The following is a 25,699-nucleotide window of genomic DNA, read 5'->3' as shown; positions in this document are numbered from 1 at the left end:
CAGCCTCAGCGGATGCTCAGGCCGTCCTGGCCACCACCGTTTCGCTCAGCCAGGTGCCGATCTTGGCGCCGAGGCGGTCGGGCGAAACAGGCTTCGGCAGATAGTCGTCCATGCCCGCCTCGATGCATTTGTCGCGGTCGCCCTTCAGCGCGTGCGCGGTGACGCCAATGATGGGGATATGCTGGCCCGACGAGGACTCGATCGCGCGGATGGCGCGGGTCGCCTCGTAGCCGTTCATCTCCGGCATCGAGACGTCCATCAGGATCAGCCTGGGGTGCAGCGACCTGTACATCTCGACCGCCGTGCGGCCATTGCCGGCGATGCGGTAGCTCAAGCCGAGCCCATTGAGGATCTGGCCGAACACCAGCTGGTTCACGTCATTGTCCTCGGCGATGAGGATGTCGATCGGGCCGTTGGGCGTGGCCGCGGATTCCGGCATCGCCGCGACCGGCAGCACGGGACCGCGAATGACGGTGAAGGCGGGCGGTGCCGCCAGCGCCGGTGACGGCGCCGGTTCGCGCACGAACTGTGCCTTGCCGACCTGCGAGCGGGCCTTCTGGATGACCGAGATGACGGTGCCGAGCAGGACTGCCGACCGGGCCGGCTTGGTCAGATGCGCCGATATGCCGAAGTCGATGATCATCTTGCCGAAATCGACCTGGTCGACAGAGGTCAGGAGGACGACGGGGATGGCGGACAAACGGCTGTCGGCGGCGATGGCGCGAGCGACGTCGGCGCCGTTCATGCCTGGCATCTGATAGTCGAGGATGATGCAGTCGACCGACGCGCCCAACTGAAAGGCACGATCGAGGAAGGCGAGCCCGACGGCGCCGCTTTCGGCGGCGGCGCAGTCGAAGCTCCAACTGCGCAGTTGCTCCAGCAGGATCTCGCGGTTGACCGGATTGTCGTCGATCACCAGCACGCGCGCGCCGGTGACGTCGACCGGCACGATCTCGTCGCGCGCCTGGGCGTTGTGCACGGGCAAGGGCACCGCGAACCAGAAAACGGAACCGCGCCCGATCTCGCTCTCGACGCCGATCTTGCCGGCCATCAGGTCGACGAGACGCGCCGAAATGGCGAGCCCGAGGCCGGTGCCTTCGTGACGGCGGGTCGAGGACCCGTCGACCTGCGCGAACTTCTCGAACACATTCTGCAACTTCTCGGCCGGGATGCCGATGCCGGTATCCTCGACGCGCAGCTTGAGCTGGACGACGTCATTGACGGTTTCGCCGCCGACATCGATCAGCACATGGCCCTTCTCGGTGAACTTCACCGCGTTGCCGACCAGGTTGGTGACGATCTGGCGGAACCGGCCGGCGTCGCCGACGACATAGGCCGGCAGCCGCGGATCGACCCGCACGATCAGTTCCAGGTTCTTCTCGGCGACTCGCGCCGAGACCAGCGTCGCCACGTCCTCGACCGCTTCGGACAGACGGAAGGGGGCGGGGTCGAGCGTCAGCTGTCCGGCATTGATCTTGGAGAAGTCGAGGATGTCGTTGATGATGGTCAGCAGCGCATTGCCCGACTTCACGATCACGTCGGTGAAGGTCTTCTGGCGCGCGGTCAGCTCGGTCTTGGCAAGCAGTTCGGCCATACCGAGCACCCCGTTCATCGGGGTGCGGATCTCGTGGCTCATATTGGCCAGGAATTCAGACTTGGCGCGGTCGGCGGCCTCGGCCTTGAACAGGGATTCGGCCGATTGGGCAAAGGCGCGGCGGATCGCCTGTTCCATCGGTCGGAAAATCCAGAAGGCAACGATGGCCAGAACGGCGAACAGCAAGCCGCTGGCCCAGAGCAGCAGCCGGTCGCTGGCGACATCGGCCAAGTGGCGTTCCTCATCCATGGCGGTGCGTACGCGCACCAGCATCGGCTGGACAAAGAGGTCGTTCTGGTTGCGGATTTCGCGCGAGCTCCATTCATTGGTCCTCTGCGCCACCGACATCAAATTGAAGTTGCGCACCATGTCGCGCGGCGACCAGAACAGATCACCGTTGACGGAAGCCGCGGATAGCTCGTTGACAGTCTTGGCCGAGAGGCGCGGGCGGATGGCGGCCAGTTGGGCGGTCAGGGTCTCGATCTCGCGGGTCAGGCGCTCGGAATGGTCGCGCGCCGAGGCGGTCAGCGCATCGCGCGTCTCGTTTCGCCAGGCCGAGCTCGTTGTCTCGGCGAAGCTGGTGGCGTTGCGCAGGTCGCGGGTGAAGACGACGAGGTTGCTGCTCAGCGCATCGATCTCATGGCGCAAGGAGTTGACGCGATTGAGCGCAATCATGATGGCGGCTGAAGCCAGCGCGAAGACCAACAATCCTGAAAGATAACGGATCCGGATGGACCGGATGAAGGAAGAATATTCCGGCATGCGCAACCCCAACACATACGCATTATTCTAATGATCGAGATTACGCTTCATTTACATTAACATTTCGTTCGCGCGCACCTATGGCGCGTCCGCGGATCGAGGCAGGTCGCGGATTTTGCCGATGATGCTTTTGACGATCTCATCGAGCGGTGCATCGATCGCGACGGCGACAGCATTCTCGTCTGCCTCGGGCGGCTCCAGCGCCGCGAACTGGCTGTCGAGCAGGCTTGCCGGCATGAAGTGAGCGGTGCGCTCCCGCATGCGCCGGGAAATCAACTCGCGCGAGCCGTCCAGATAGATGAACAGAACAGGGGCTCCGGCGCTCTCGGTGATGAAATTGCGATACACTCGCTTAAGCGCCGAGCAGCCCACGATGACCGTTTCGCGACCCGATCGGAGCGTTTCGCCGACCTTTGCCAGCCATGGCCAGCGGTCCTCGTCCGACAGCGGAATGCCGGCGCTCATCTTGGCGATGTTGGCTTGCGGGTGAAGCTGGTCGCCATCGACATAGGCGGCGCCGATCGCCAGGGCCAACGCCTCGCCGATCGTGGTCTTGCCCGATCCCGCAACGCCCATGACGACCATGCGGCGGGGCGGATCAGATCGATGCCGTGATGCCGCCGTCGACATAGAGAATGTGTCCGTTGACAAATGACGAGGCGTCGGAGGCGAGGAAAACGCAGGCCCCGGTGAGTTCCTCCACCTTTCCCCAGCGGCCGGCCGGCGTGCGCTTTTCGAGCCACGTGCTGAACGCCGGGTCGGCGACAAGAGCTGCGTTGAGCGGGGTGTCGAAATAGCCAGGCGCGATCGCGTTGCATTGCAGGCCGTATCTGGCCCAGTCGGTCGCCATGCCCTTGGTCAGGTTGCCGACCGCGCCTTTCGTGGCCGTATAGGGGGCGATGCCGGGGCGGGCGAGCGCGGTCTGCACGGAGGCGATGTTGACGATCTTGCCGCGACCGCGCTTGATCATGTGGCGCGCGACCGCCTGGCCGACATGGAAGACGCTGGCGATATTGGTCTGCAGCAGCCGTTCGAACGCATCGGCGGGAAAATCCTCCAGCGGCGTGCGGAACTGCATGCCGGCGTTGTTGACCAGTATGTCGATCGCTCCGTGGGACAACTCGAAATCGTCGATCGCGGAGCGGACCGCGTCATGATCCGTCGCGTCGAAGGCGAGGATTTCAGCACCGGGGATCCGCGCTCCCGCCGCGCCGAGCTTGTCGGCGTCGCGGCCGTTGAGCACCACCTGGGCACCGGCTTGCGCCAACCCCGTGGCGAGGGCGAACCCGATGCCCTGCGACGAGCCGGTCACCAGCGCGCGGCGCCCGGTCAGATCGAACAGATTGGACGACATCGATCGAAGCCTCTCATTGCGAAACAGCACGGGTCAAATGAAACAAAACCGATGCGGCGCGCAAGGCCGCCGGCAAGCGCTGCGCGACGGATCGAGGTAATTGGACAAGGGCCGACCGATGACGCGGCTGGTTCAGCCCTGCAAGTCAAATCCGCTCTGCGCACCGCCATGTCCTCGTGGGACTGAAGCAGGCGCGCGTCACGACGGTGCAGATAGCCCAAATGCCGCAACCGGAAGGAATGGGCTCAGTTCCGGAGAGCGCCGGACCCTGTGCTAGATCGTGGCTACCCCCGACATGGCTGTGAACATTCTCACTCGCTTGGTCTTCAGGCTGCCAGCGGCGTATTTGCCAGTCCATCTATCCGTCTCGTCGAGAAAGAGACTGGCCTTCTCGGTTGAACTCGTGGCCGCGACGCCAAGCGTATCGGCGGGCTTGCGATGGCTGATCGCTTCGTGAACCGAGCGGAAATAGTAGTGAAAGAACAGCCGGTTGAATTCAGTGAAATAGATATCGGCGACCCGGGCCTCGCCGCGGATCAGCAGCATGTTTTCATCATTGTCATTGGTCGAGGCGGTCGAGAAATTCGCCGACCCCGTCACCACGATCGGGTCCGCGCCAAGGGGATCATGCAAGAGGAATTTCGAATGGATATAGCTCACATGCTGGTTGAGCTTGAGTGCCCCGGCATTTGTCTCCCGCGTCCAGCGATACAAAGGATCCTCGATGTAGGATCCCCATGCCGAATAGACGTTCTGTCTCCAGCCGAGCGCGACGAAGGGTTTCGGGGCGGCTCCGGGCCTTGGCTTTGAGGGCGCGTCCTTCTTCTCCAGCATCAGAAAGGTCAGCGGAGAGGTCTGCGCATGTTTTACCAGGCGGTCCTTGAACACCGCCGAGATGCCGAAAGCCAGCGTGATGCAGCCCAACGCGTCCGATTCATCGAGCACCGCCGAATACATGTCGAGCACGCCGCCGCCCGCCCGCGGGCTGAAAACCGGTGTGGTGCCTTCTGGAATGGTTCGCCAACCGGCAGGAGTCGCCAGCAACGCCGCGACACTGGATCTTAGCCCATTCATCGCAGCCTTCTCCTCGGAAGGCGTACCGGTTCCGGGTTTGCCAGGATCGCCCGAGAGCAATGTCCAATAGTCTCTGAAGTGGCTCGCGACGGCCACGTCCCTGATCCAGTGTCCGACATTGGTCTGACCGTGAATGCCGCCGTCGGAAAGATTTGTCGAACCGGTCCAAACCTCCACCGGTGCCTTTGCTGCGCCCTTCAACAGGACTATGAACTTGTTGTGCGCGATCTCGTTCTTGTTTTTCTCGCGCCAGCAGGCGATCGCGCTTGCCGGCAGTTGGGCGTCAGCGACCGTTTTCATATTGTCGTCGCGCGGAAAGTTCGGAATCGGCTTGCCTTTCTTGTCGACACCGCCGCCATTCTTTTTCGCATCGAGGACAAGTTTGACGTCGACGCCGCGATCGATGGCCGCCTTGAACCATTGCGCGGCCGGTGCGTACCTGAACTCGTAAAACGCTCCGAGCAACGTGTCGCCTGGCTCTGCCTGGTCGATGAATTTCTTCAAGGCTTCGTCCAGATCGCGGCTTAGCCATTGGAGGGCCTGCGTGCGTTTGGGCTCGGGAAGCTTGTCAGGTTGCTTGTTGTTGAAATTCCGGGCGTAGGCCTGGCTGCTCGCCACACCTCGATTGAAGAAGATGTCATGGGTCCCGTCCGTGAAAGCCTTTTCGGTTCGAACCTTGATGGGGATCGCAGGCGCGGAGCGGTCGAGATTCTTCGGCGTGCCTTTCAGAGGATGAAAATAGTAGACGTATTCACGGCCGTCCTTGGCGGTGAAATCATCCCAGACAAAACTTTGGACCGGCTGATCGTAAGTCGACACCTGCAATGTCGGATCGGGGTTCGGATAGATGCTCTCGAATACCTTGAATCCGTACATATAGTAGCGCTCGTTCTCCTTGATGTCCTGGCGCTCGACGGCAAAGCCCATCAACCCGCCGATCCTTGCCGGGTCAAAATCGATGCCGAAGGAGACGGTATTGGTTCCCGATACGGCGAAGACCTGAAAGCCCTGAATCCTGTCCGACTTGAATCGCATGCCCATTTCTCCTCATATCGCAGGAGGCCAGGTGACAGCATCGACTGGGGATGAGACTTATCTGTAAGGCCGCAAACTATTCATGTAACAAGAAAATTATTCCTCAACCCGACACCGTGGCCAACCCATCCACTTCAGTAAGTATTGCTGTAATATGGAAATATGCAATCGGATTTTGATGCGGATTTGCGTTTCAGAAAGAAATGCGTAGGCTTGGCGCTCCTTTTATAAGATGCGCGGCGTGGGATTATTTAGTCGGTGAATAATTATGCGATGTTGGCGGGCGGCATATGTCTACGCGTTGACTGGACCGCATCCGTCGAACGCAAGCCGGCCGGGAGCCATCAGTTGTTGCGCGTCGCGATGAAGGTCGCGGCCTGTTTCAGCCGCGCCGAGCCGTCGCCATAGGGCTCGAGGAGCTGATGTGCCTGCGCGACAAGGCCGTTGAGCTGGCTGCGCGCCCAGCTTGCGCCGTGCAGCGCAACCAGCGTTCCCTTGCCGGCGGCGGCGTCCTTGCCGGTCGCCTTGCCCATCTGCTTGGCGTCAGCCGTAAGGTCGAGCAGGTCGTCGGCGAGCTGGAAGGCAAGACCGATCGCGGAGCCGAATTCCGCCAGCCGCTCGCGGTCTTCGGCCGGAGCGCCGGCGACGATGGCGCCCGCCTCGCAGGCGAAGCGGATCAGCGCGCCGGTCTTCATTGCCTGCAGCCTGATGATGCCGGCTTCGTCGGGCCGAATGCGCTCGGCTTCGAGGTCCAGCATCTGGCCGCCGACCATGCCGCCGGCGCCGGCCGCGCGGGCAAGCGCCAGCACGAGAGCTGCCCGTCTCTCGGCCGGCAACGCGGTCGCTTCGCCGGCAACGATGTCGAAGGCCAGCGTCAGCAACGCATCGCCGGCCAGGATGGCGGTCGCGTCGTCAAAGGCCTTGTGCACGGTCGGCTGGCCGCGGCGAAGGTCGTCATCATCCATGGCCGGCAGGTCGTCGTGGATCAGCGAATAGCAGTGCACGCATTCAAGGGCGGCGGCGACACGCAGCGCCGCCTCGCCATCAGCCGAAAACAGGGCGGCACTTTCCATGACCAGGAAAGGGCGCAGTCGTTTGCCGCCGTTCAGCACGCCATGGCGCATCGCCGCCATCAGCCGATCGGGCCGGACGATCTCGCCCGAGAGCGGGCGGTCGTCGAGCAGCCGCCGCAGCAACACCTCGACGGCCGCGGCCCGCCGGATGAGTGCCATTTCGAACGCCATTTCGTCGTCATTCGTCATGGCGGGGAGCGGTAGCCGACACTCAGACGTTGCGCAAGAAGGCAAGCGCCATTATGCCGGAGCGGTAAGAGCCCGTTTGGAAACTCTGCTCCTGCGGTCATCTGAGGGCGTTTTCCGCGCTTCCGGTGCTCGCGTACTCGAATGTACGCTCCGCTCCGGTTCTCGAAACACCGTCATATGACTCACCGAGGCGAGGTTCGAAACGAGTTCTCTGGCACGGGTTGGGCGGCTTGGCGGAACCGATCGTCGATCATGAGACCGAAAAGCTGGACATGGCGACGGGATCGCGAGGCGTGAAGCGTCGCGGTCTCAGGCGCTGGGTCCGGCGCGGCATCGTCGTGGCCGCAGTGCTGGCGCTGATCCCGGCGGTGCTGACTTTCCTTTACCTGCCATCCTTCGTGCATCCGGTGTCGACGCTGATGCTGAAGGATCTGGCGACCTTCTCCGGTTACGACAGGCGCTGGGTGTCCATCGACGACGTCGCGCCGGTGCTTGCCCACTCCGTCATCATGTCCGAGGACGGGCAGTTCTGCTTTCATCGCGGCGTCGATCTCGGCGAACTCAAGGGCGTGGTCGACGATGCACTGGCCGGCGAGGCGACGCGCGGGGCTTCGACCATCACCATGCAGACGGTGAAAAACCTATTTCTCTGGTCGAGGCCGCTGGGCACGGTGCGCAAGGTCGTCGAACTGCCGCTGGCGGTCTACTTCGACGCGGTGATGTCGAAACGGCGGATCATGGAAATCTACCTCAACATCGCCGAATGGGGGCCGGGCATCTATGGCATCGAGGCGGCCGCGCAGCACCATTTCGGCATTTCCGCAAAGCAATTGAACAGACGGCAGGCGGCGCTTCTCGCCGTCACCCTGCCCAACCCGATCGCCCGCAATCCGGCCAAACCCGGGCCCGGCCTGAGGAGACTCGCCAACCTGATCGAGCGCAGGGCAGGCCGATCCGGCGCTTATGTCGGCTGTCTCGACTAGCCGGCATAAAAAAATTCGCGCCAGTGCTGGCCAAAACGGCATCAGGCGTGTATAGGCACCCGACTTTCTCAGATTTAGGCCCCGACATGGCCCTTTCACGAGGGCGGGCGGGGCTTTTGACCATGTAGTGGAGCATATCCATGGCCGTTCCGAAACGCAAAACCTCTCCGTCCAAGCGCGGCATGCGCCGCTCGGCCGACGCCCTCAAGGCCCCGACCTATGTCGAGGACAAGAATTCCGGCGAAATGCGCCGCCCGCACCACATCGACCTGAAGACCGGCATGTATCGCGGCCGTCAGGTGCTGACCCCCAAGGAAGGCTGACACCAGCCTCTTCCCCGGGTTTGAGTTACAAAAGACCGGCCTCTGGCCGGTTTTTTGCGTTTGGCGCAGCGGATTGACCGCCGCCGCCCGCAGTTCGGGCCGCAGCCGATGTGTCCGGCCTGGCCGCCCGTTTTCCTGGTGGACGCGTGCCCAAAGCGTTGACGGCGGCCGCCGAGCAGTTGCTGGTCGCGGGTCCTCGGCTACATGGAACCGGCGGTCACCAGCCCTTTCCATCACGCTGATCAAGGAATCGGCATATCATCCTCAACGTCATCGGCGCCGCGGTGCGCGCCGGTTACTTCAAGCGCTGAGCCGGGTTTCGGCTGTTTCCTGTCGTCCGGCCAATGGCCGACAGCATTTGTTGCACGCGGTCTTCGACCGTGTTCGCGGCCTTGCGCGAAAAATCTTGACGGCGCGCCTGTGGAGCATTGTACAGAAGATGCCCCCAAATGGAGACGCCGGATGTTTGGTGCCGTCCCGCTTCTGATCGTGCCCTTCGTGCTCTACAATCTCGGCCTGCTTGGAATATTCGGCGGCGGCGACGATCCGTGGGCGAGCGAAGTCTTCTCCTTCCACATGATGTCGGGTGGGGTGTTTTCGATGACACTCGGCGATCTGATGGTGCTGATCGGGCTGATCTTCCTGTTCCTCGAAATGGTGAAGTCGGCACGCACCACGACCGCGTCGATCATGGATCATCTCCTGTCGACACTGGTCTTCGTCGCTTTCCTCGTCGAGTTCCTGCTGGTGAAGGGCGCGGCGCACTCCATCTTCTTCACGCTGATGATCATCGCGCTGTTCGATGTGCTTGCCGGGTTCGCGGTGTCGATGCGCTCGGCCAGCCGCGACATCAACTTCAACTGAGGGTTCAGCCCGGATCGGCGGTGAAGCCCGCCGCCTCGATGCCGGCGATGGCCGCTGCCTCGTCATTGTCCGACGTGTCACCTGATATGCCGACGGCGCCGACAATGGTGCCGGCCTTGTCGCGGATCAGCACGCCGCCGACCACCGGCAGCACGCGTCCGCCCGACACGTCGGAAATGCCGGCGACCAGATGCGGGCGCTCCTTTGCGAAGGCCTCGACCCGGCGCGAACCCATGCCGATGGCCAGCGCGCCATAGGCCTTGCCGGCCGACATTTGCGGGCGCAGGAACGAGGCGCCGTCCTGACGCTGGAAGGCGACGAGGTGCCCGCCAGCATCCAGCACCGACACGCCGAGCGGTTTGAGCTTGAGGCTGCTGCCTTTGGCGAAGGCGGCATTTACGATCACATTGGCTTTTTCGAGCGGCAGCGCGGTCATGGCGGTCTCCTGTTTGAGTAGGTCAATCTTCGGCGGTCCGCCGGACGAAGCAATCCCGGTTTCCGTTGAAATTGCTTCTCGTGAAGCGGCGGGTCGGCGGCGCCTTCGGGCAGAGCCGTCTACAGGCGCCCAGAGCGGTTCAGCGTTTCACGGAATCGCCGAACCGCTCTAAGTCTTTGTTTTCAAGCAATTCCCAAGGGGAAGCGCTTCGCGCTTCTCCCGGGAGAACCGCTATGCACTTTTCCTGCAATTGCTCTAGCCGATCAAGGCCGGCGACCAGATCATCGGGCACGGTCGACGCTGTAGGAGTTCAGGCTTACTTCTTCTTCTTGGCGCGGGCCGGCTTCGCGGTCGGCGTCGCTGCCGAGTTGGCGAGGTCTTCGGCTTCCTTGGCGAGCCGGAGCGCCCGCAGCTTGTCGGTCTTGACCTTGCGGGCATCGCTCTCGGCGGCATATTCGGCCATTGCTTTCTGACGAACGGTTGCGGCCTCTTCCTGCTTCTTGAAGCGCAGATCGGCACGCGCGCGGGCAGTATCCCTAGAGTTCTCGACCAAGAGCCTATCCAATCCCGTGAGATCTGATTTTCCACCGTTGTAGCAGAGCCGGCTGCCAAACGGGGAAAATAGTTGTTCAGGCGGCCGGGTTGGCGCCGAGAGCCTTGCCGGCGACGACAGTTTCATAGGCCGCCTGCAAGGTGGCGCGTACCGACGGGCCTGTCGTTGCATCGAGCGGCGCGCCGAGATGTTCATGGCGCAACTCGTCCATGAACTTGTCCCATAGTGGCGGCCCGCCTTTTTCCAGAAGCTCGGCCCGGATCGAGAGCTCCTCGGTCGTGGGCAGCCAGACGCGGCCCCAGGCGCCGAGATGGGCAAGGATCGGCACCAGCGTGATCGCCATCTCGGTCAGGCTGTAAATCGCCTTCTGCTTGTGGCTGGGGTCATCAGCCTTGGTCAGCATGCCGAGTTCCATAAGCCGCTTCAGCCGGTCGGCCAGGATGTTGGAGGCGATGCCTTCCATCGATCCATTGAGCAGTTCACGAAAATGCCGCCTGCCGCCGAAAATCATGTCGCGAAGAATGATCAGGCTCCAACGGTCGCCGAACACTTCCAGCGACAGGTTGATCGGACAGCCGGACCGGCGATCAAGCGTCATTTTCATTTTTCTCCGCAAAACCAGTTGCATTATCGTATCAGTTTGCCTATCGTGCAACTGATTTCAAAATGCAATCAGTCTGGAGGGCCCAGCAATGACCGCCACGCAAGCCACGATTGTGTCCGAGACGTTCGGCGACGCCCAAAATCCTGCATTGCTGCTGATCATGGGCGCAATGGCATCCATGCTCTGGTGGCCGGAGGCGCTTTGCCGGAGGCTTGCCGATGGAGGCCTGTTCGTGATCCGCTACGACAACCGCGACACCGGCCGCTCAACCAAATATCCGCCGGGAAAGCCGCCCTATTCATTCGACGACATGGCTGACGACGCGGTCGGTGTGCTCGACAGCCACGGCATCGAAAGGGCGCATGTCGCCGGCATGTCGATGGGCGGCATGATCGCACAGCACGTGGCGCTCAGGCACCCCTCGCGCGTCGCGTCGCTGACCGTGATCAGCAGTTCGCCGGTGGGAATGGACACATCGCACCTGCCGACGATGAGCGCGTCCTATATCGAGCATTCCGCCGGCGGCGCCGACGTCGACTGGTCGGACTGCCGCCAGGCGATCGACTTCGTGGTCAGGGATGCCAGGGCAATTGCCGGCGTTGCGCATCCGTTCGACGAGGCCGGGGCGCGGGCTTTTATCGAGCAGGACTACGACCGCTCCGGCGGGTTCCTGAGCGCGACCAACCACTTCATGCTCGGGGGCGGCGGCAACTCCAAGGGCCGCTTGCATGAGATAAGGGCGCGATTGCTGGTCATCCACGGCACGGCCGATCCGATCTTTCCCATCGAACATGGCGAAGCCCTGGTCCAGGCGGTCGGCGGCGCCAGGCTTCTTCGCATCGAAGGCGGCGGCCACGAACTGCATATGCAGGACTGGCCTGATATCGCCGGCGCGGTGCTCGCCCACATCCGCTCCATCTGAGGTTCGTCCTCAGCCGAGCTTGACGGACAAGGTCCATCTCAATAGTTAAGTAACTGCTTCAGTTTTCCATGACCCGTACCGCTGACAGGTCACACGCGAGGTGAGAGAAAAATGTCCCTGACGTTGTACTTCCATCCCCTGGCTTCCTTCTGCTGGAAGCCGCTGATCGCGCTCTACGAGAACGCCACGCCCTTTAATCCTGTTATCGTCGATCTCGGCGACGAACAATCGCGCGCTGCCTTCCTGAAAATCTCGCCGACCGGCAAGATGCCGGCGCTGCGCGACGATGCGCGCGACCGCACGATTCTGGAATCGACGATCGTCGTCGAATATCTGGCCGCTCATTACCCGGGACCGGTCGAACTCGTTCCCGACGACGTCGATCCGGCGCTGGCGGTTCGCCAGGCCGATCGTTTCTATGACTTCTATGTCCAGGAACCGATGCAGAAGATCGTCGCCGACCGGCTGCGGCCGCAGGACAAGACCGATCCGTTCGGTGTCGAGCAGGCACGCGCGCAATTGCGCAATTCCTATGCGATCATCGAGCAGCAGATGCAGTCGAGGGAGTGGGCGGTGGGCGACGCCTTCACCATGGCGGATTGCTCGGCATCTCCCGCGCTCTTCTACGCCAACAAGGTCGAACCGTTCGGCGACAAATATCCGGCCGTGAAGCGCTATCACGACCGCTTGCTGCCGCGCCCCGCCTTCGCCAGGGTGATCGAGGAGGCGCAGCCCTACTTCAAGTTCTTCCCCTACAACAACGGCTGACCACGATGCTGCACGATCCCGCCCAGCTCGACCTGATGTTCCAGGCGCTCGCCGATCCGGCGCGGCGGCAGATGGTCGACCGGCTGTCGCGTGGCCCGGCTTCCGTGAGCCAGCTGGCCGAACCGCTGGCGATGTCGCTGTCGGCCGTCGTCCAGCACCTGAACCTGCTGGAGGCGAGCGGCCTGGTGCGCACACAGAAGGTCGGGCGGGTGCGCACCTGCCAGATCGAGCCGAAGGCCCTGCGCGCGGCCGAGCACTGGATCAACGAGCGGCGCCTCTCCTGGGAACGCCGGCTCGACCGGCTCGGCGATTTCCTGGCGGAAACCAAGGACGAGACCTGAAGGAGGCCATCATGACGGAGCCATCCGTAATCCATGCGACCATCGTGCTGGAGCGCGTCTATGACGCCTCGCCGGCGCGGGTCTTCCAGGCATTCGCGGATCCACGCGCGCGGGCCCGCTGGGGGACACCATCGACGGCAGCCGACCTTGTCTACGACAAGACCGATTTCAAGGTCGGCGGGCTGGATGTCAGCCGCTGCGGGCCGCGCGGCAAATTGATCTACCGCGTCGAGACCCGTTACCTCGACATCGAGCCGGATCAGCGCATCGTCTCGACGGAGCTGGTTTGCGAGGGCTGGAACCGGCTCTCCGTCTCGCTGATCACGGTCGAGTTTCAGGCTCTGGGCGCGTCGACGCGGCTGGTGCTGACAGACCAGATCGCTGCTTTCGGCGGCAAGGACATGGTCGCCGGCAGCCGAGCCGGCTTCAACGCGGCATTGGACAATCTCGCCGCCGAATTCATGGCCGAGACCGCCGATGGTTGAGGCCCAAAGCCTTGAAGCCATTCCAGCCCGAAACCAGAGGAGCAACCATCATGCCCGGCAAGAGTAGATCCGACTTTGTTCGGGGTTACTTCGCCGCCTTCCAGGCCGGGGATCGCGCGGTCATGGAAGCAGCCCTGAGCGACGACTTCACCTTCACCAGCCCATATGACGATGCCGTCGACCGAGCGGCCTATTTCGATCGTTGCTGGCCCAACAGCAAGCTCTTCCGCTCGATGACGATCGAAAGGATCGGCGAAGACGGCGATGGCGCCTTTGTCCTCTACAGCTGCGAGACCGTGGACGGCAAGACGTTCCGCAACACCGAACTGCACCGGTTTCACGGTGACAGGCTGCGCAGCGTCGAGGTCTATTTCGGCGCCACCTATCGCGCCGGCGTCTTCATTCCCCAGAACCAATCGAACTGACCAGCGAGGAAGCAATCCATGACCGAACGTTCCGTTGTCCATTCCACCTTCGTCATCGAGCGTCTCTACCCGGCGGCGCCGTCGAAGGTCTTCTTCGCGCTCAGCGATCCGGACGCCAAGCGCCGCTGGTTCGCCGACCCCGACAACCCCATGCCCAGCCGGCATGAAATGGACTTCCGCGTTGGCGGCAAGGAGGTCAATGCCGGTGGACCCAAGGACGGTCCGATCCACGTCTACACCGCCACCTATCAGGACATCGTTCACGACCAGCGCATGGTCTACAGCTACGACATGCTTTTCGGCGCAACCCGCATATCGGTGTCGCTGGCCACGATCGAACTTTTCGCCGAGGGCACGGGCACGCGGCTGGTGCTGACCGAACAGGGGGCTTTCCTCGACGGCCATGACACATCCGAGACGCGCGAGCACGGGACCGGGGTGCTGCTCGATCTGCTCGGCGCTTTTCTGGCTTCGAATAGTTGAATGAGGCTCGTGAGGTGGCTGACCAGAAGTGGTCAGGCTTCCCAGAATTGATCGAGCCAGATGTTGAGTTTCAGGAAGCCGGCGTTGCTTACCGTGTAGACACGCCGGGTTCCCTCTGCCTTGGCATTAACCAGGCCGGCGTCCAGCAACACTTTCAAATGCTGTGATACGGCCGGGCGTGAGACCGGCAGCCCGGCGGCCAACTCGTTGACGGTCTTCGGACCGCGTCGAAGTTCTTCCAGAAGATGGCGCCGATTGGGATCGGCGATCGCCATGAAGGCGTCGGAAAACATCATGCCTCATTTGTGAGGGAAAGTTTTTCGATTCTCAACTGTTTGCTTCTGCTTTTCTTCTTGGATCGAGCCGCAATGCTTCCGGTGTCACCGAACGGTCCGCCGGCTGGGTCTTGAAGGCGTCGCGATCGCCGATCGGCACCGGCGCGCGGCGGCTGATGCGCAGCAGCGTGTAGCCGGCCAGACTGAGATGGGCGAAGGCGGTCGCCAGGAACAGCCCTTCCGGCCGCATCCAGCCCATCAGGGCGGCGGCCAGCAGCGGTCCGATCATGGTGCCAAAGCCGTAGAGCAGCAGCAGGCCGCCGGAAACCTTGACGAAGTCCTCGGCGCGCGCGTGGTCGTTGGCATGCGCCACGGCGATCGAATAGAGCGTGTAGGCGAAGGCGCCGTAAGCGGCGGTGAAGACGATGACAAAGAGGCCGGAACGCGGTTCGAACAGGAAGATGAGGAGTGCAAACAGCGCGGCACCGAACGCAGCGCCGGCCAGCACGAAGCGGCGGTCGGTCTTGTCGGAGAGGCGCCCGGCCGGGAGCTGCATGGCGGCGCCGGCCACCACCACAAGGCTCATCATCAAGGCGATCTCAGCCGTGGAAATGCCGATGCGGGCGCCATAGACGGCGCCGAGCGTGCCCCAGGCGCCGTTGGCGATGCCGATCAGCAGACAGGCGATCGCTGAGACTGGCGAGTTGGCGTAGAGGCCCTTGACGTCGAGCTTGACGTCCTGCAGCGGCTTGGGGTGTGAGGCGGTCGAAACAGCGGTCGGGATCAGCGACAGGCAGAACAGGATGCCGGTGATCATGAACAGTGACGCGGACTTCACATCGCCGCCGGCGACGATCATCTGACCGCCCATGATCGAGGCGTAGGTCACCATCATGTAGAGACCGAACACCGTGCCGCGATTCTCGTTGGTGGCCTTCTCGTTCAGCCAGCTCTCGATGACCATGAAGGCGCCGGCCATGGTGAAGCCGGTGAAGGCGCGCAGCAGGATCCACACATATTCGTCGATGATGAGGCCCGTCAGCAGCGCCACGATGGCGCCCGATGCGGCGAAAGCGCCGAAGGCGCGCACATGGCCCGCGCGGCGCACAAGGCGTGGCGCGAAGAAGCAGCCGGTGACGAAGCCGCCGGCCCAGGCCGTGCCCATCAGGCCGAGCGATGCGGTCGAGAATCCCTCGACCTGGCCGCGCAACGGCAACAGCAGCCCGTGCAATCCAGACGCCGCCAGAAGAAAAGCCGTGCCGCGAAGCAGCGAGAGGATCGGTCGGTAGGCTGCGAGCATTTTTTGATCCGGCTGAAATCGAGAGGGACGCAAGGTCTGAAGACAGTCGCATTCGGGCTTTTCGGCGGCAGGCTCGCCGGGAATTATCCGCGGCGGAACAGCGCTTCGGCGGCCGACTTCGTGGAGCCCTTGGCTTTGAGTTCGGCCTCCAGCCGCTCGATCTCCTCGCGCAGGATGCCGATGCGTTCGGACAGTTCATCGGCGGAAAGCAGCGACAGATCCTGCCCGATTTCATGCGGGCGCGGCTTTTTCCTCGGTTCGTCGTCGAAGATCGCCATCGTCGCTCCTCCCTGCGTCACCGGATTGGCCATTTGCCTGATTTGGCAATCAGCATACATAGGGCAGGGGCGTCGATGCAAACAGCCGATATGGCACGGCGAGGAAGACAGGAAGATTCATGGCGAACGGACAGAAAATTCCGGCACGGATGACGGCGATCGCGATCTCGGAGCCGGGCGGCCCACGGGTGCTGAAGCCGGAAACGCGCGATGTTCCCTTGCCGGGCCCCGGTGAAATCCTGATCAAGGTCCATGCCGCGGGCGTCAACCGGCCCGACGTCCAACAGCGCAAGGGCGCCTACCCGCCGCCGCCCGGTGCGTCCGACCTGCCGGGCCTCGAGGCGTCGGGCGAAGTGGCGGCCCTTGGTGACGAGATATCGCGCTGGCGCATCGGCGACCGGGTCTGCGCGCTCACGCCCGGCGGCGCCTATGCCGAGTATGTCAAGGTTCATGCCGGCTCGGTGCTGCCGCTGCCGGCCGGGTTCACCCACACGGAAGCGGCCGCGGTGCCGGAAAACTACTTCACCGTCTGGCACAATGTGTTCGAGCGCGGCGGTCTGAAGAAGGGCGAAACGCTGCTCGTCCATGGCGGGTCGTCCGGTATCGGCACGACGGCGATCCAGCTCGCCTCGGCCTTCGGCGCCTATGTCATCACCACCGCCGGCAGCCAGGATAAGTGCGACGCCTGCCTGAAACTCGGCGCCGACCGGGCGATCAACTACCGCGAGCAGGATTTTGTCACCGCGGTGAAGGAGGCGACGGATGGCAAGGGTGCCAACGTCATCCTCGACATGGTCGGAGGCGACTATGTCCAGCGCAATTACGAGGCCGCGGCGGTCGAGGGCCGCATCGTCCAGATCGCTGTGCAGGCCGGTGCGGTGGCGAGCGCCGACTTTTCCAAGATCATGGTCAAGCGGCTCACCCATACCGGATCGACGCTGCGGCCGCGCACGGTCGAGTTCAAGGCCGCGATCGCCGCGGCGCTGGAGGCGCAGGTGTGGCCGCTGCTCGGTACGCGCAAGGTCGCTCCGGTCATGGACATGATCTATCCGCTTACCGATGCCTGGCGCGCGCACGAGCGGATGGAGGAGGGCGAGCATATCGGCAAGATCGTGCTCGACGTCGGCTAGGACGTGCCGATATTCCGGTGAGGCCGGCCCGCAAGGGACTGATATCAGCCATTTCCGGCTCGGCCTGACCGGAATCTCGACACGTCCTGGGTCAGCGCCCTTCATCCCTGCCCACAAGATGAACAGAGGCTTAATGGTGCAATGCAGCATTTGCATCATTGCTATGCAAAATCGGCCGTTCAAGTCGGGGTCGTTGATGACTATTTGAGCAGCATCGAAACGAACACCCCATCAGGAGGACTACCATGAACCCGATCCGCGCTTTCCGTAACTGGCGCATGTACAACGAGACCGTGCGCGAACTGAACCGCCTCAACGCACGTCAGCTGAGCGACCTCGGCATCAGCCGTGCCGACATCGAACGGATCGCCCGCCAGGCGATCTGATCCCAAGGGGTGGCCGGCTATCGGTCGCCTCATTCAGGGAAGTAGAGCTGTCGCAGACGCTTGTCGTCTCCGGTTCCGAGCCCGCTGGACACCGTCCAGCGGGTTTTGTCTTTTTGGAATCCAGACAATTGTTCTGGCAATTCCGGGAGCGCGAGGCGCTTTTGCCAACGGGTTGTACAAGATTGGCCGCAAGAAGCGCTTCAATGACGCTGCCCGGACGAAACCGCTCTATGGCATTTTTTGCTTATTCGTGATTGACGGCGGGCGCTGTGGCATGTTGACGTTAGAGAAGATCGGTCGACCTTAAGCGTTGATTGCTTGGGTCCGGCGCCATGCTTTCTACGGAAGGGCTTCGTGCTCATGCCCGACGACCTGATGAACCGAATCTACGAGGCGGCCTTCGTGCCGGACCTCTGGCCGGACGTGCTGGAGGACATCGATACCTTGTCCGGCTCCGTGGGCGGCGCCCTGTTTCTGTTCGGGGAAGACCAGCCCCCGCGCGGCAAGGCGATCGAGTTCCTGCAGGATCTGCAAGATGAATTGCTGGCGAGCGATATGCTGCAGTTTTCGACAGCAGTTTCGCGCATGTGTGCGCTGCAGCCGGCGAGCTTCGTTGACGTCGAGGCTTTCCTGACGCCGGAAGAAATCGAGAATGATCCGGTACGCAAACGGCTTCGCGCCATGGGCATCGGCGCGCACGCCTGCACCGCGATACCGATGCCCAGCGGCGAACTGGCGACTTTCGTCTTCCAGCGACGGCTCGGAGAAGGCGATTACGATCAAAGCAGCCTGGATGTTCTGGACAGCCTGAGGCCAGCCATGGCGCGCGCCGGCCTGATAGCAGGGCGGCTCGGCCTCGAGCGCGCCGAGGGAACGGTCGCCGTGATGACGGCTATGGGACTGCCGGCTGCTGCCTTGTCGCTGAAGGGGCGGATGATGGTCGCCAACGCGTTGTTCGAAAGCCTGTCGTCTTTGTTCCTGCCCACCGCCTTTGGCGGCATGGCGATTGCCGACGCCGAAGCCAACCGGCTGTTCCAGCAGGCCGTCCTCGCCGCGCGCAACGACATGGAGCCGACCGTCCGCTCCATACCCGTGCAAGGCGCGGAGGGCCGGCCGCCGATGGTTCTGCACATGCTGCCGCTGCGCCGATCGGCGCATGAGATCTTTTCAGGCGCCGACATATTGTTGGCGGCGACGGCGCTCAACTCCAGTTCGCTCGTGCCTTCGCCAACGCTGCTTGCCGGGCTGTTCGATCTGACGCCTGCCGAGGCCCGCTTGGCCACCGCACTCTCGCAAGGGCTGGCCCTGAAAACCGCCGCCATCAACTCCAACGTCACCGAGAAGACCGCCCGGACCTACCTAGAGCGAATATTCGCCAAGACCGGGACACGCCAGCAAAGCCAGCTCGTGGCGCTGCTCAAAAGTGCCGGGCCCTTTGGCTGACCCCGGTCGATCGAGCGACGTCCGCGGTTCAGTGTTTGCAAATTAGTAAAAATGAATGTGTGCCCCGGATGTGGCAGTCCGGCCCCTGAAAGCTGTCGCCCACGCCACAAAGCTGCGATCGGTCGTCATATGCCGACTAGGAAAACCCGCCGCATTCGATCAGTCGTGGTCGAGAGTAACGACGGCCGACTCGGCTTCCCGCCGATGGCCGATTGTCGATATGGGGCGGGGCTCGAACATGAACGTCAGCAAAACCAGTCGCTACCGCAATCGCTTGCTGGTCAGTACGGCAATAGCCGGTGCGGCGCTTCTCGGCTTTGGTCAAAGTGCCGATGCGGCTTGCACGGCGGGGGCACCGCCCAACTATGTCTGCTCCGGTGCCAACACGACCGGCCAGATCGTGCCGACCGGTATCGGCCTGCCGCTCGACGCCGTCGATCTGTTGACGCTTCTGCTTGCGCCGGCCAACCCGACGGTCACCACCAGCGCGGGGTTCAGCGTCACCACCACCGATCCCTTCGCGCTCGGCATCCTCGGCAAGGGCGCGGTCAGCTACACCGACGCCAATTCCTCGGCGCTGAGCTCGACGACGGGCATCGGCCTTGGCGTGGTGTCGCTGGTGCCGCAGATCGCGGATCCGTTCTACGGACCCAATCCGGGCGGCGCGGTCGCGATCGACACGGGCGGCGCCATATCGGGCGCCCTGATCGGGCTGGCGGCCATCAACACGGGCGACGGCACGACCAGCGTCAAGGCCACGGGCGACATCAAGGCGACGGACGGCTACGGCGCCGTCATCTATTCGCAAGGGGGTGATTCCACCGTCGAAACAGGCAAGGTAACCGGCACCGAGGGTGGCATTGTGGCGTTGAACCAGGGCGCTACGGCCAATCTCAAGGTCACGGCAGATGGCGATGTCGTTGGGGGCGTTGTCGATGGCGCTGGCGTCGTTACCGGCGATGGAGACGGCATCCGTGCAGTCAATGGCGACCTACAGGTTGATGTCGTCAACACGATTGTGAGCGGTACGCTGACCTATGAAACCGGTCCGGGCACCTATGCAGGCCATGATCTCACGGTCCTCGCCAAGGGCACGGCGACCGGCGGAGCCAACGGTATCTATGCCTACAACAATGGCACCGGCGCCACCAACGTCACGGCAAAAGGCGCAGTGACCGGAACGAGCGGAAACGGCATAGATGCCTTCGGCGGCGGCGCGACGACGGGCGACACGACGATCGACGCCAAGGCGGTGACTGGCGGGACCGACGGCATCCACGCCAGCAACTTCGGCACCGGCGCCATCGGCGTCACGGCAACAGGCGCAGTGATCGGAAGCAGCCGTTACGGCATCTATGCCTACAACGGCACCACGTCGACGGGCGACTTGACGGTCGACGCCATGGCGGTGACCGGCGGAACCGACGGTATCTATGCCGTCAACAATGGCACTGGCGCCACCAGCGTCACGGCAGGAGGCGCAGTGACCGGAACGAGCGGTTCCGGCATCTATGCCTCCAACTCTGGGACAGGCTTGACGGTGAGTGCCGCCGCGGTAAACGGCCGCTTCGGCATCGCCGTCACAAACAGCGGAACCGGCGCCACCAGCATCACGGCAACAGGTGTGGTGGCCGGGACGAGCGGTAACGGCATAGACGCCTACAACGGCGCCACGGCGACAAGCCTGACCGTCGAGGCCGTGGCGGTCAGCGGCGGCTTCCATGGCATCCACGCCGAGAACAGAGGCACGGGCACCATCAGCATCACGGCAACGGGTGTGGTCCAGGGCAGCGATGCCGCCATCAGCGCGACATCGAACGGCCATGCGATTACCATCACCACTGACGACCTGGTGCAAAACAGCTCCGGACTGACGACGGACCTGGCTGTCGAGACTTCGGGCGGTCCGGTTAATTTCACCAACAAGTGGGTGGTGAAGGGAACACTCAAACTGGGCGCCGCAGCCGGCAACATCGTCACCAGCAGGCTCTGGTATGCCGCCGGCGCCACCAGCGAGTTTGGCGGCGGCACGTTGATCAACACCGAGTGGATCGGCGCGGCCAACTTCGGCGCCACCGCGCCGGTGACGACGACATTCAACGATCTCGCGACCTTCACCAACAATGGCTGGCTCTCCATGCTCAACGGCATCGCCGGCGATGTGACCAGGCAGATTGGCGGCAATGCGGTATTCGGCGCCGGTTCGAGGCTGGTCGTCGATCTCAGCGGCACCGGCGCCGACAAATTCACCACCACGGGGACGGCCAATATCACCGGCTCGACGCTGGACGTGAATGTCGGCGGGCTTGCCGTCGGCACCTATACGGTGCTGACCGCCGATAGCGGGTTGACCGGCCAGTTCGCCACGGTGCTGGGGTTGACCAACACCGCCTTCCTGGCGATGACGGATGATTACGACGCCAAAAACGCCTATCTCAAGGTGACCAAGGTGCGCGATTTCGCCGATGCCGGGCTGACGCCCAACCAGATCGCCACCGGCGAAGGACTGGACAGTTTGAGCGGCGGACCGCTGGCCGGCGCTGTCGCCAGTCTGATGACGGATGCGGAGGCCCGCGACGCCTTCGACCAGCTGTCGGGCGAAATCCATGCTTCGGCCAAGGGCATGCTGGTCGAGGACAGCCGCTTCATCCGCGAAGCTGCAACGTCGCGCATACGCGCCGCTTTCGGCGGCAGCGGCACCACGGCCGCCATCCCTGTCATGGCCTATGGCGAGGGTGGGCCGGAAATGGTCGCCGCCGATACAGACAGGTTCGCGGTCTGGGGCCAGGCCTTCGGCTCCTGGAGCAACACCGATAGCGACGGCAACGCCGCCGCCATCGGCCGCTCCACCGGCGGCCTGGTGGCGGGCGCCGACACGCCGGTGGGCGGCTGGCGTGTCGGCGTGCTCGGCGGCTACAGCCATTCGAGCTTCGATGCCGACGATCGCAGCTCCTCCGGCAAGGCCGACAACTATCATCTCGGCCTCTACGGCGGCACCAATTGGGGGGCGGTCGCCTTCCGCGGCGGTGCCGCCTACAGCTGGAGCAGCCTTTCGACACATCGCTCGGTTACCTTCGACGGTTTTGCCGACGCGCTTTCAGCCGACTATGATGCCGGCGCCGCGCAGGTCTTTGGCGAACTCGCCTACAAGGCCGACCCCGGTCGACTCGAGTTCGAGCCGTTCGCCAACCTCGCTTATGTCAGCGTGCATACCGATGGCTTTACGGAGACAGGCGGCGCGGCGGCGCTGACCAGCACCGGTTCGACGACTGATGCCACCTTCACCACGCTCGGTCTGCGCGGCTCGACCGAGCTTGCGCTTGATGGCGTGAACGCCACCGCCCGCGGCATGCTTGGCTGGCGGCACGCCTTCGGCGATGTCACGCCGCTGTCGAGTTTCAATTTCGCCGGTGGCAACGCCTTTGCCATTGCCGGCGTACCGTTTGCCAGGGATGCCGCCGTCATCGAGGTGGGCTTGGACCTGAAGATGTCCGCCAAGGCCAAACTGGGCCTGTCCTATTCCGGCCAGTTCGGCGGCGGCGCAGCCGACCAGGGCGCCAAGGTCAATCTCGGCCTGAGCTTCTGACGACCTTCGCGACAAAGCATTCCCCGGCGATCCGACGACCGCCGGGAGCGGCCGCGCATCCGCTGCCCGCCAGCTCGGTTAGCGATCCGTTCAAGAGCGCGAGCACAATTCGGTAGTCATTCCCAAAATCATTGCGAAACAGCAAGGGAACGGTTATACAGGCCGCGAATTTCCCATTTTGGTGGCTCTAAACCACCGCCCGCGCGGGAACGCGGGCGAACGAGAAGGATATCTGGAATGGCCAATACGCTGCTGATGCCCAAGGCGACCGCCGTCTGGCTGGTCGACAACACCGCGCTCTCCTTCGAACAGATCGCGCAGTTCTGCGGGCTGCATCCGCTTGAGGTCAAGGCGATCGCCGACGGTGAATCGGCGCAAGGCATCAAGGGCATGGACCCGATCATGACCGGCCAGCTGACCCGCGACGAGATCGCCCGCGCCGAGAAGGATCCGAACCAGCGCCTGAAGCTGTCCGACCCCAAGGTCCGGGTGCCGGAATCCAAGCGCAAGGGCCCGCGCTACACGCCGCTGTCGAAGCGCCAGGACCGGCCCAACGCCATCCTCTGGCTGGTGCGCAACCACCCCGAGCTCAAGGACGCGCAGATTTCGCGCCTCGTCGGCACCACCAAGTCGACGATCGAGCAGATCCGCGAGCGCAAGCACTGGAACTCGGCCAATCTGCAGCCGATGGATCCGGTGACGCTGGGGCTGGCCTCGCAGATCGACCTCGACATGGAAGTCAACCGCGCCTCGCGTGGCCGCGAGCAGGCACAGCCGGTTGGCGACACGCTGCTGCCGGCGGCGCTCACCGAACGGTTGGTGCCGGCTCCGGAAAAGCCGAAGGACGAGGATGCCGAACTCGACGCCAATGCCGTGTTCGCGAAGCTCTCGGCGCTGAAGTCGAAGAACGAGGATGCGGACGACGAATAAGGTCGTCAACGCCCTCAGGATTCTTTTGAAGAGCCCGCTTCCAGCGGGCTTTTCTGTCTGTACGCGATGTCAGTTCCGCGCCGCGCGATCCGGCGCCATGCCGTAATCCTCGCTGCGCTCGACGGCGCGATAGAAATCGGCGAGTTGCTTGCCGCGTTCGGGCTTGAAGATGCGGCCGGCGATCACCACCGAGGCGATGCGGTCGATGCGGAAGGCGCGGAAGTCGTCGCGCATCTCGCACCAGGCGACCAGTGTCCACACCTTGCCCCAGAACCACAATCCGAGAGGCCTGATGTCGCGCGCGGTGCCGCGCCCGGCCTCGTCCGAATAGTCGATGGTCAGCACCTGGCGTTTCTCGACCGCGCGTTCGATCAGGTCGATCGCCTCGCGGGCGGCGTCGCTGACCACCCACATCGGCGTGTGGATTTCGGTGCGCGCTATGCGGTCCTTTTCGGTGTCGGGCAACACGGCGCCGATCTTGACCAGCGCCTCGTCGGCGGCCCTTGCCATGGCGGCGCCGCCAAAGGCGCGCACCATGCGCGCGCCAGCCACCAGCGCCACGATCTCGTCACGCGTGAACATCAGTGGCGGAAGGTCGAAACCCTCCCTCATCATGTAGCCAACGCCAGCCTCGCCGTCGATCGGCACCCCGGTCGACTGCAGGTCGGCTATGTCGCGATAGATCGTTCGTTCGGAAACCTCCAGCCACGTGCCGAGCTTCTGGGCGGTGACCAGACGGCCACCGCGCAGATGCTGCACGATCTGGAAGAGCCTGTCGGCGCGTCGCATCGTATGGTCTCCCGACGTTAACTCCGGAGCGGTGTGCCGTTTCACAGAAACGACGGGCCGCTCCACCTCCTCGTTTCGATGCAATTCCGAGCGGAAAACCGAGGTCCGTTTTTCCTGGAATTGCTTCGGGCATGCCGCGGTCCCGGAACCGGTTCGGCTTCCGGGCGGCATGCATTATGGCTTCAGTCCTTCACGCTTGCGCTGCGCCGCGACGAATTCCGCGCCGAACGACAGCTTGCCCGTTGTCGGCGTCCTTGCGTCCAGCACGCGCCAGAAGGGCGCGACGTCGCCCAGCGACAAACCGCGCTCGAGATCCTCGTGGGCGGCTTCGGCGACGGTCCGCAGATGATAGCCGATCGTGACGGGACATGTCACTTCCGCGCCATGTTCGATCGCCAGCGCCGTGCGCAGCGCGCGAACGTCCATCTCGACCCCTTCGGGGATCGACCGGACGAAGTCGTCGACCTGGCGCGCCGTCGGCACCAGCATGGGCTGGCCCTCGACGACATCGCTCATCGTGCGCGGCGTCGGCTTGATGCCGTTGATGCCTGGCGTGTTCAGTCTGTCGTTCCAGCTTTTCATCGACCGTCCCTTCGGCCCTCGTCCATGCGCATTGTGTCACCATTGCATGCCGCTCCTGACAGCATTCTGTCAGGAGGCTTCAGCATACTCCTTGGCGAAGAGCGTCCGCATATGGGCGACATCGCCGCTTCTCTCGGGATAGAGCGTCTCAAGGAAGGCGAGCGCGAACGTGCCCGGCGCCGATCCCGGCGCGGAGACGATTTTGCCATCGGCCACGGCGTGCGCCACGTCCTGATAGTTGCCGTCGCCGGCATAGCCGGCTTCATGACCATTGATCCACTCGCGGCCGTTGCTGGTGTGCCTGGCCTTTTCGAACATGCCGGACCGGGCCAAAGCCAGGGTGCCCGCGCATATGCCGCCGACCACCCCGCCGCGCGAGGCAACGCTGCCGAGCAGTTCAGCCACATCCGGCGCGGCATCGCCGGCCCAGCTGTCCGATCCGATGACGGCGACCGCATCAAGGTCGCTGTTCTCGTCGACCCCGGTCGAGCGGTCGGGCGCCAGCCGGAACCCGCTTATGCCTTTTACAGGCTTGCCGTCCGGCGTCAGCGAGACGGCGCGCGCGCCAAACCATTCGGTCGCCGAGGCCGCCAGGAGCCCGTACTCCCAGTCGGCAAAGCCCTCGATGAAAAGGAAGCCGATCGTCTTCTGTCCGGGCATAAGCTCGCTCCATCCCACGCGTGCCGGACCATTTATCTGGGCGCTGGTCCGGCTACATCCAATATCGGTGTC

The 25,699-nt window shown here is 63.5% G+C and carries 28 protein-coding genes; 14 read left to right on the top strand and 14 right to left on the bottom strand.

Annotated features, from left to right (window positions below; genetic code table 11):
- Positions 1 to 16 precede the first annotated feature (16 nt).
- From FFS37_RS10305 to FFS37_RS10285, 5 genes are all read right to left on the bottom strand, one after another.
- Positions 17 to 2,356, bottom strand: coding sequence for a response regulator (locus tag FFS37_RS10305; protein WP_137930831.1), 2,340 nt, complete (start codon positions 2,354 to 2,356; stop codon positions 17 to 19).
- 78 nt (positions 2,357 to 2,434) lie between these two features.
- The gene (locus FFS37_RS10300; protein ID WP_232375615.1) at positions 2,435 to 2,941 is read right to left on the bottom strand and encodes a gluconokinase; all 507 of its coding nucleotides are present in this window, start codon (positions 2,939 to 2,941) and stop codon (positions 2,435 to 2,437) included.
- Between the two features lie 13 nt (positions 2,942 to 2,954).
- Complete coding sequence (locus FFS37_RS10295; protein WP_137930829.1) at positions 2,955 to 3,710, bottom strand: SDR family oxidoreductase; 756 nt, start codon at positions 3,708 to 3,710, stop codon at positions 2,955 to 2,957.
- A gap of 273 nt (positions 3,711 to 3,983) precedes the next feature.
- A complete protein-coding gene (locus tag FFS37_RS10290) occupies positions 3,984 to 5,819 on the bottom strand; it encodes a phospholipase D-like domain-containing protein (RefSeq protein WP_171026235.1) in 1,836 nt (611 codons plus the stop codon).
- A 344-nt stretch (positions 5,820 to 6,163) separates the two neighbouring features.
- Positions 6,164 to 7,081 (bottom strand): polyprenyl synthetase family protein, encoded by a 918-nt coding sequence (locus tag FFS37_RS10285; protein WP_137930827.1) that lies wholly within the window; start codon positions 7,079 to 7,081, stop codon positions 6,164 to 6,166.
- 221 nt (positions 7,082 to 7,302) lie between these two features.
- Between FFS37_RS10285 and FFS37_RS10280 the strand changes: the two genes are divergently transcribed.
- The 3 genes from FFS37_RS10280 (at position 7,303) to FFS37_RS10270 (ending at position 9,251) form a co-directional block, all read left to right on the top strand.
- The gene (locus FFS37_RS10280) at positions 7,303 to 8,064 is read left to right on the top strand and encodes a biosynthetic peptidoglycan transglycosylase (RefSeq protein WP_137930826.1); all 762 of its coding nucleotides are present in this window, start codon (positions 7,303 to 7,305) and stop codon (positions 8,062 to 8,064) included.
- A gap of 140 nt (positions 8,065 to 8,204) precedes the next feature.
- On the top strand, positions 8,205 to 8,387 hold the full coding sequence (gene rpmF / locus FFS37_RS10275; protein ID WP_008873867.1) for a 50S ribosomal protein L32: 183 nt from the start codon (positions 8,205 to 8,207) through the stop codon (positions 8,385 to 8,387).
- Between the two features lie 462 nt (positions 8,388 to 8,849).
- Positions 8,850 to 9,251, top strand: coding sequence for a hypothetical protein (locus FFS37_RS10270; protein WP_137930825.1), 402 nt, complete (start codon positions 8,850 to 8,852; stop codon positions 9,249 to 9,251).
- 4 nt (positions 9,252 to 9,255) lie between these two features.
- Here the strand turns inward: FFS37_RS10270 and FFS37_RS10265 are convergent, their stop codons facing one another.
- The 3 genes from FFS37_RS10265 to FFS37_RS10255 all read right to left on the bottom strand — a co-directional run bounded on the left by FFS37_RS10265 (position 9,256) and on the right by FFS37_RS10255 (position 10,838).
- Positions 9,256 to 9,687 (bottom strand): GlcG/HbpS family heme-binding protein, encoded by a 432-nt coding sequence (locus FFS37_RS10265; RefSeq protein WP_137930824.1) that lies wholly within the window; start codon positions 9,685 to 9,687, stop codon positions 9,256 to 9,258.
- A gap of 316 nt (positions 9,688 to 10,003) precedes the next feature.
- Positions 10,004 to 10,240 (bottom strand): hypothetical protein, encoded by a 237-nt coding sequence (locus tag FFS37_RS10260; RefSeq protein ID WP_137930823.1) that lies wholly within the window; start codon positions 10,238 to 10,240, stop codon positions 10,004 to 10,006.
- Between the two features lie 76 nt (positions 10,241 to 10,316).
- A complete protein-coding gene (locus tag FFS37_RS10255) occupies positions 10,317 to 10,838 on the bottom strand; it encodes a winged helix-turn-helix transcriptional regulator (protein ID WP_137930822.1) in 522 nt (173 codons plus the stop codon).
- A gap of 94 nt (positions 10,839 to 10,932) precedes the next feature.
- On the opposite strand from FFS37_RS10255, the gene FFS37_RS10250 reads away from it, so the two are divergent.
- From FFS37_RS10250 to FFS37_RS10225, 6 genes are all read left to right on the top strand, one after another.
- Positions 10,933 to 11,766 (top strand): alpha/beta fold hydrolase, encoded by an 834-nt coding sequence (locus FFS37_RS10250; RefSeq protein ID WP_137930821.1) that lies wholly within the window; start codon positions 10,933 to 10,935, stop codon positions 11,764 to 11,766.
- 111 nt (positions 11,767 to 11,877) lie between these two features.
- The gene (locus tag FFS37_RS10245; protein ID WP_137930820.1) at positions 11,878 to 12,534 is read left to right on the top strand and encodes a glutathione S-transferase family protein; all 657 of its coding nucleotides are present in this window, start codon (positions 11,878 to 11,880) and stop codon (positions 12,532 to 12,534) included.
- Between the two features lie 5 nt (positions 12,535 to 12,539).
- Positions 12,540 to 12,875, top strand: coding sequence for an ArsR/SmtB family transcription factor (locus FFS37_RS10240; RefSeq protein WP_137930819.1), 336 nt, complete (start codon positions 12,540 to 12,542; stop codon positions 12,873 to 12,875).
- Between the two features lie 11 nt (positions 12,876 to 12,886).
- Complete coding sequence (locus FFS37_RS10235) at positions 12,887 to 13,360, top strand: SRPBCC family protein (protein ID WP_137930818.1); 474 nt, start codon at positions 12,887 to 12,889, stop codon at positions 13,358 to 13,360.
- A 50-nt stretch (positions 13,361 to 13,410) separates the two neighbouring features.
- The gene (locus FFS37_RS10230) at positions 13,411 to 13,785 is read left to right on the top strand and encodes a nuclear transport factor 2 family protein (RefSeq protein WP_137930817.1); all 375 of its coding nucleotides are present in this window, start codon (positions 13,411 to 13,413) and stop codon (positions 13,783 to 13,785) included.
- Between the two features lie 18 nt (positions 13,786 to 13,803).
- Positions 13,804 to 14,268, top strand: a complete 465-nt coding sequence (locus FFS37_RS10225; RefSeq protein ID WP_137930816.1) for an SRPBCC family protein — start codon at positions 13,804 to 13,806, stop codon at positions 14,266 to 14,268.
- A 32-nt stretch (positions 14,269 to 14,300) separates the two neighbouring features.
- On the opposite strand, the gene FFS37_RS10220 is transcribed toward FFS37_RS10225, so the two are convergent.
- The 3 genes from FFS37_RS10220 to FFS37_RS10210 all read right to left on the bottom strand — a co-directional run bounded on the left by FFS37_RS10220 (position 14,301) and on the right by FFS37_RS10210 (position 16,121).
- Positions 14,301 to 14,564 (bottom strand): ArsR/SmtB family transcription factor, encoded by a 264-nt coding sequence (locus FFS37_RS10220; protein ID WP_027031521.1) that lies wholly within the window; start codon positions 14,562 to 14,564, stop codon positions 14,301 to 14,303.
- A 31-nt stretch (positions 14,565 to 14,595) separates the two neighbouring features.
- Positions 14,596 to 15,843, bottom strand: a complete 1,248-nt coding sequence (locus FFS37_RS10215) for an MFS transporter (RefSeq protein ID WP_137930815.1) — start codon at positions 15,841 to 15,843, stop codon at positions 14,596 to 14,598.
- Between the two features lie 83 nt (positions 15,844 to 15,926).
- Positions 15,927 to 16,121, bottom strand: a complete 195-nt coding sequence (locus FFS37_RS10210) for a DUF1192 domain-containing protein (protein WP_137930814.1) — start codon at positions 16,119 to 16,121, stop codon at positions 15,927 to 15,929.
- A 119-nt stretch (positions 16,122 to 16,240) separates the two neighbouring features.
- On the opposite strand from FFS37_RS10210, the gene FFS37_RS10205 reads away from it, so the two are divergent.
- The 5 genes from FFS37_RS10205 to FFS37_RS10185 all read left to right on the top strand — a co-directional run bounded on the left by FFS37_RS10205 (position 16,241) and on the right by FFS37_RS10185 (position 23,596).
- Positions 16,241 to 17,251 (top strand): NAD(P)H-quinone oxidoreductase, encoded by a 1,011-nt coding sequence (locus tag FFS37_RS10205; RefSeq protein WP_137930813.1) that lies wholly within the window; start codon positions 16,241 to 16,243, stop codon positions 17,249 to 17,251.
- Between the two features lie 245 nt (positions 17,252 to 17,496).
- Positions 17,497 to 17,637: a DUF1127 domain-containing protein gene (locus FFS37_RS10200; protein ID WP_137930812.1), complete on the top strand. Its 141-nt coding sequence runs from the start codon at positions 17,497 to 17,499 to the stop codon at positions 17,635 to 17,637.
- Between the two features lie 360 nt (positions 17,638 to 17,997).
- Entirely contained in the window at positions 17,998 to 19,080 is a 1,083-nt protein-coding gene (locus FFS37_RS10195) for a helix-turn-helix transcriptional regulator (RefSeq protein WP_137930907.1), read from the top strand.
- A gap of 238 nt (positions 19,081 to 19,318) precedes the next feature.
- Positions 19,319 to 22,666, top strand: coding sequence for an autotransporter outer membrane beta-barrel domain-containing protein (locus tag FFS37_RS10190; RefSeq protein ID WP_171026234.1), 3,348 nt, complete (start codon positions 19,319 to 19,321; stop codon positions 22,664 to 22,666).
- 237 nt (positions 22,667 to 22,903) lie between these two features.
- Positions 22,904 to 23,596, top strand: a complete 693-nt coding sequence (locus FFS37_RS10185) for a DUF1013 domain-containing protein (protein WP_044548374.1) — start codon at positions 22,904 to 22,906, stop codon at positions 23,594 to 23,596.
- A gap of 69 nt (positions 23,597 to 23,665) precedes the next feature.
- Here the strand turns inward: FFS37_RS10185 and FFS37_RS10180 are convergent, their stop codons facing one another.
- From FFS37_RS10180 to FFS37_RS10170, 3 genes are all read right to left on the bottom strand, one after another.
- A complete protein-coding gene (locus FFS37_RS10180; protein WP_137930810.1) occupies positions 23,666 to 24,385 on the bottom strand; it encodes a helix-turn-helix transcriptional regulator in 720 nt (239 codons plus the stop codon).
- A gap of 174 nt (positions 24,386 to 24,559) precedes the next feature.
- Complete coding sequence (locus tag FFS37_RS10175) at positions 24,560 to 24,967, bottom strand: hypothetical protein (RefSeq protein ID WP_137930809.1); 408 nt, start codon at positions 24,965 to 24,967, stop codon at positions 24,560 to 24,562.
- A 69-nt stretch (positions 24,968 to 25,036) separates the two neighbouring features.
- Entirely contained in the window at positions 25,037 to 25,627 is a 591-nt protein-coding gene (locus FFS37_RS10170) for a DJ-1/PfpI family protein (protein WP_137930808.1), read from the bottom strand.
- Between the last annotated feature and the right edge of the window lie 72 nt (positions 25,628 to 25,699).

The organism is Mesorhizobium comanense, from assembly GCF_005503535.1.
GTDB classification, from domain to species: Bacteria; Pseudomonadota; Alphaproteobacteria; order Rhizobiales; family Rhizobiaceae; genus Mesorhizobium; species Mesorhizobium comanense.
The sequence above is the reverse complement of the archived record's forward strand: the minus strand, read 5'-3'. Positions and strand labels throughout refer to the sequence as shown.